The organism is Desulfomarina sp. (assembly GCF_054039375.1).
The window spans coordinates 1-5939 of the sequence record NZ_JBPLBA010000207.1 but is presented as its reverse complement, the minus strand read 5'-3'; the positions used below and the strand labels follow the sequence as shown (position 1 = coordinate 5939).

Sequence of the window (5939 nt, the reverse complement as noted above, 5' to 3'; positions counted from 1 at the left end):
GCAAGAAAACCATCCACAATCCGGGGGTCAAAATGTCCTCCCCGCCCCTCAAGAATTATTGCCTTTGCCTTTTCGTGTTCAAAAGCCTTTTTATAGACACGCTCGGTGGTCAGGGCATCGTAGACATCGGCCAGGGCCATGATCCTGGCGGCAACAGGAATACCGTTCCCGGCAAGCCCCGCCGGATAGCCGTTACCATCCCAGTGCTCATGGTGATACATGGCTATTTCAAAGGCAAGACGCATGGCAATTGAGTTGGTTTTCATATAGATATCACTGATCAGATTCCCCCCGATCTTCGTATGGTCTTTCATGATCTCATATTCTTCAGGAGTATACCTTCCCGGTTTTTTCAAAATATTATCGGCAATGCCCACCTTACCGATATCATGGAGGGGACTTACCCGGGAAATCTCATTTGCCAGAGGCACGGTAACTCCCATCTCCGGATAATGAACAGAAAGATAATGACCGAGAATCAAGGTATATTCCCTCACCCGATCCAGATGAAGACCTGTCTCCTCACTGCGATAATCAGCCAGTTTGGCCATAGAGAAGATCAGTTCGTCCTGGGTTTCAAGGCGGAGCAGCTGCCGTCCCCCCTGGATCCGCAATGTCAGTTCTTCCGGGAGAACCGGTTTTGTGAGAAAATCATTTGCCCCCTTTGACAGCGCCTCAATGACACTCGCCTTTTCATCAATCACCGTGACAACGATGATATAGATATAGTGAATCTGCTCTTCCCGGATTTTCTGTATCAGCTCAAAACCGTCCATCCCCGGCATCTGCAGATCCGTTACCATAAAACGAATATCAGTGTGTCTGTCACATATCCTCAGGGCATCCAGTCCGTTCTCAGCCTCAAGAACATCATAATTTTCCCGTTCCAGTATCATCCTCAGCAGCATACGCTGGTCTGCGGTATCATCAACAATCAGCACCTTGATTTTTGATCCCCGCTCTCCGATTTCCTTTGCCGACTCCTCCTCGTTTTCATATCGGAAATATCCAAGCTCCCGAAAAAAAATTACATCGGTATGAAGAACATGACTCTTCAGCCATTTTACAAGAAAACTCAGGATTTTTTCGGAAATATCCCCCTGACTCCTGCTGTAGGATTCACTGATTTCAACTGCCTTTTGCACAAATCCCCTGTGAATTTCGCAGTGCTTTTCATAGTTCGGATGGATCTTAAAAAACTTTTCCTCCGAAGAAAAATGGTACTGAGTATAATCGAGAATATCCGCGAGAATTTTCTCTATCTTTTCTTTCCGCAACCTGTTCTCCCTGGCTGCCACCAGTTCATTCAAGATTGCAAACAGCCGCTGGTGCTGTTGGTCAATGAGTTTTATACCGACACTGTATAGATTACTCCACTGTAAGTTGTCCATTACCTCTCCTGCTCTCCATGATCATTATCCAGGAGAAAATCTGATAAAGCGTGTCTCAGCTTATTCAACTGTTTCCGACAGGTTGACATTCCACCTGCTTCCAGCTCCAACTCAATCACCTGTGCCTTTTCGGCAAATTCGGCCAGACCAAGATTTAAAAGACTGCCCTTGATACTGTGAACAACTGCTTTCATACCAACAGAATCTCCTTGCTCCCCACATTTCCGTGCCTTATCCAGGTTTTCCGTTACACTTTTACGACTGGACTTAAGAAAGATTTCTATCTCCCCGTGCCCAAGCCTGTATGTTGTTTTCAAATGGTCACGAACTCTTGCTGATATTTTCTCATCAGCCGGTTTTTCAGATAATTTCACCTCGGACGAAATTTCTGCCACAATCGGATTTTCATTGCTCTGGTACGACTGAACCGCAGTGTCCGGCCAGGCCGGTTTATCAATATTTTCTTTCACCCTGCCTGGCTCATTATCGGTTATCCTGTCGGCCAATGCAAATTTCTGTGAAATTTTTCCCAGAACATGGAGTATCTCTTCACGCCGAAACGGCTTGGTCAGATAGCCGTCCATTCCTGCCGCAAGACATTTTTCCCGGTCACCTTTCATGGCATTGGCGGTCATGGCTACAATGGGTATATGTTTTCCATACAGGTGTGACAGTTTTTCTTTCAACCTGGCCGGCAGCGCGTATCCCCCCGAATCGCCACCCTCTTCTCCCTTTCTAATCAACTTACATGCGGTTAATCCATCCATTACAGGCATCTGCACATCCATGAAAATAAGATCAAAATCCCGTTCCACAGTTTTTTTCAATGCCTCCAGACCATTTTCAGCCACTGTCACCTGATGACCGTGCCGCTTGAGAAAGATCATGGCCAGATCCCGGTTAACAACATTATCATCCACCAGGAGAATTGAAAGACTGTCGATATCCATGGGAATCACTTCCGCCGGCTCTTCAACCGGTTCTTCTCCGATACCGCAGATTACCGTAAAATGAAATTTCGTCCCACCATTATCATTGTCTTCAAACCAGATCGAACCTTCCATCAGTTCAACCAGCTGTCTGCAGATGGCAAGGCCAAGACCGGTCCCTCCATATTTCCGGGCTGTAGTGGAATCCGCCTGGCTGAAGCTTGCAAAAATGACATCTCTTTTGGCCCTGGGAATCCCGATACCACTGTCTATCACCGTAAAATGCAGCATGACCCTGTTATCTGCCGTATTTTCCGCCTCAACAGTCACTTCGACCGAGCCTTCAGGAGTAAATTTCAATCCATTGCTGATCAGATTGGTAAGAACCTGTCTGAGCCTCAGTTCGTCCCCGACAATAAATGGAGGAAGAGCTGAAACAGTTGAAGGCATAACCAGCCTGAGCCCCTTCTGCTCAGCCACATAATGCATCATTGATCCCACATGATCCAGCATGGCAGGCAGGCTGAACGTTTTGGACTCCAGAACCAGCTGTCCGGCTTCAATTTTGGAGAAATCAAGTATATCATTCAGCAGTCCCAACAGGCTGTCTGCCGATTTTTTCACGTTTTCAAGATACTGCAGCTGAACAGGATCAAGTGGAGTTTCCAGGACAAGTTCCGTCATGCCGATAATGCCATTCATGGGAGTTCTGATCTCATGACTCATATTGGCAAGAAACTCTCTTTTGGCCCTGTTCACCGATTTTTCATTTTCAATGGACACTTGAAGCTGCCTGATAAGCGATTCATTGGTGAACTGAAGAACCAGGTTCCTGACGAGTGATTTATGCTGCTGCAAACCAAGCCATATCATGACTCCCCAGAAAATAAATGACAGGCTTGAAAGATGAACAGCCCATGGATGGGAAGCCCTGAAAAAAGCATAAATGAGCAAAACTGGAAAAGGAGTTATATAAAGAAACAGCAGAAAACAATTCATTGCCAGAACAATAATGGCAATATAGAGAACACCCATCATGATGAAAAAAATCATCACCTGGGAGAATACATTGCTGAAAATACCAGGCATCAGAGCCAGCAATCCCCAACCCACTCCAATCAGCGTGGTCATCACCAGGTATGCTTTTTCCAACATTACACCGGAATACCCTGCTTCTTCCTTCCGGCTGTATAACTGACAGAGAAAAAACCTGACCGCCGCAAGAAAAATCATCAAGACCGCCCAGATAAAAATATATAATATCGGAATAAACGACTTCAGCAGCAGGGAAAATATGAGAACACTGATAAAAATAAAAAAATTGGCCCTGAAGCCACCGGCAAACAGAAGAGAAATCAGTTCACGGGAAACTTTTTCATCAATGACTTCTTTTGAGATATGATCTTTATACATCGATATGAATACCCAATAAAGCATGGCTGAACCCGGAAAGTTCAGCAGCAGCAATGCTTTGCTGTTATGAAAAGCCCGACCGCGATAAAACCGCCTCCAGTCAGTGGAATTTTCAGGTACAAATCACCGCAAATGTCTGTGACAATCGTTATTAGGTATTATTTCATATCAAAATTAAAATGTATAGGACTAATTATGACGTAATTTCACCGCCATTTCACAATTTAGACAGTCAAAAAAAATCTGATATTCTCCCATATTATCTGTAAGAATCAGAGGTTCCGCATTCCGCTTCCCCGGACAGATCCCCAGTTGAGCCCTGATGCAGTACCTCGTTTTCATTAAAGCGGCATCACTGCCCATCCTGCAGTGAGCAGGCAAAACTGTTTTTCTCGCCCCATGCCGAAGGTAAAATGCCAGCGCTTTTCTGTTTGTGATATTATCAGAAGAATCTATTTCATTTTTTATCCATGGAAAGCTGTTTGGAACTATCCCTGATTTATCCTGCCGGTATTGCTCAAGCCTGACAATGAGATGCGCTGCCAACCCCTCCCTGCGCAATCTGTTCAAAACGGACACCGGCAAATGAATCGAAGAATCAAGTTCAACTTCAACCTTTTTGACTGTAAAAACAGTCTCCCCTGATTTGCGCAATTGCTTTTCGGCAAGCGTCTTCACCAGAGAAGGGCGCTTTGCCAATTCTTTCACCAGACGGTTTTCCGTCCATGACCGGACACCGTCTTCATCAACTGTTTCCAGGGAAATACCCCTGTCCGTCTCCCGGAGAAACAGGTTCACAGCTATTTTCCGGCAGCCACTGCTCCGCCCCAGCTCTTTTCCAAAAACCTGGTCGGAATTTCTGTATATTTTCATGCCGCAGGCAAGATCCGACGGAGGTTCAGGATGGAGAAAAATCCTTTCTCCCTTAACCTTGTTAACCCTCATTCCCTTCAAGACACCGGAAGGGGAAAAATAACAGAGGCCGTCACCATTATGGATGGCGCTCCCATCCTTCAGCATAACGTAATGTCCGGCAACATGGTTCACGGTCCCGACATAACCTCCCCGTGACTTGGGGCTGTCAATTGCTCCAGGACGTTTTTTCCCTCCGTCGAAAAAATAACTGGTCTGCCCCCTGTTAAAGGATTTTGTGGTATCGGGGACAAATGAAAACTCGCACACACCGGAGGAAGATCGACCAAAACCCGCTCTTTTTTCCAGAATACCGTCAAGTTTCAGCCGGTAAAATGCGGTTACATTTTTTACATAGTTCTCATCCTTCAGCCGACCTTCAATTTTAAACGATGTGACACCGGCGTCCATCAGCTCCTCCAGACGCAGGGAAAGATCAAGGTCTTTCATAGAAAGAAGATAGCGGTCTCTCGCCAGCACTTTGCCCTTCAGGTCTGTCAAAGTAAAACGATGCCGGCAGAACTGGGCACATTCGCCGCGATTGGCACTTCGCCCCGTCATGACCTCACTGATATAACACTGACCACTGTAAGAAACACACAGGGCCCCATGGACAAAACATTCCAGAGGAACTGCAGTTTTCCTCCGGATCTCCCGAATCTGTGCAAGACTCAGCTCCCGGGCAAGAACCACCTGGCGGAAACCGGCCTTTTCCAGAAAAACAACTTTCTCAACAGTCCGGTTGTTCATCTGGGTGGAGGCATGGAGGGGGATGGGTGGCAGGTCCACTTCGAGCAAACCTGTATCCTGGATGATAAGAGCGTCCACCCCCATCTCATAAAACCGGCGGACAAGGACCACTGCCCGCTCCAGTTCCCTGTCATCGAGGAGCGTATTGAGCGTCACATAGACCCTGGCATAAAACCGGTGGGCGTAACCCACCAGTTTTTCTATGTCACCAAGACTGTTTGCCGCTCCCCGACGGGCACCAAATTCCGGCCCGCCAATATAGACCGCATCGGCACCATGATCTATGGCAGCGACACCGGACTGCAGGTTGCCGGCCGGCGCCAGCAGCTCAAGCTTTGCAACAGATTTACGGTAACTGGTCACAGGGGTAGCAATCATATGATTTTCTGATTATGTATGAAACTCATCCTGTTATTTGTGAGCCTGGGGATTGGGCCTGTTTTATCAGGCGTATTTCAAAAATCACATTAGACTGATTATAAAATGATCTGGACTGACACTTTTTCATTTGAATTCCTTATCAATTGAGATTTCCAGTGATTTT

At 46.5% G+C, this 5939-nt stretch carries 3 protein-coding genes; all 3 read right to left on the bottom strand.

Translation table 11 applies throughout. From position 1 onward, the window contains the following. Window positions 1-1391 (bottom strand): bacteriohemerythrin (locus ACXLDX_RS11945; protein ID WP_457577413.1); only part of this gene is annotated, 1391 nt, incomplete at its 3' end. Then, window positions 1391-3757: an ATP-binding protein gene (locus tag ACXLDX_RS11940; RefSeq protein ID WP_457577412.1), complete on the bottom strand. Its 2367-nt coding sequence runs from the start codon at window positions 3755-3757 to the stop codon at window positions 1391-1393. The genes ACXLDX_RS11940 and ACXLDX_RS11945, both read right to left, overlap by 1 nt. A gap of 165 nt (window positions 3758-3922) precedes the next feature. Further along, window positions 3923-5773: a peptidase U32 family protein gene (locus ACXLDX_RS11935; RefSeq protein ID WP_457577411.1), complete on the bottom strand. Its 1851-nt coding sequence runs from the start codon at window positions 5771-5773 to the stop codon at window positions 3923-3925. Window positions 5774-5939 lie beyond the last annotated feature (166 nt).

What these genes read in the sequence shown, in the direction of transcription:
- ACXLDX_RS11935 (WP_457577411.1), bottom strand. Translation starts at nt 5,773, where the DNA reads ATGATTGCTACCCCTGTGACCAGTTACCGTAAATCTGTTGCAAAGCTT.
- ACXLDX_RS11940 (WP_457577412.1), bottom strand. Translation starts at nt 3,757, where the DNA reads ATGCTTTATTGGGTATTCATATCGATGTATAAAGATCATATCTCAAAA.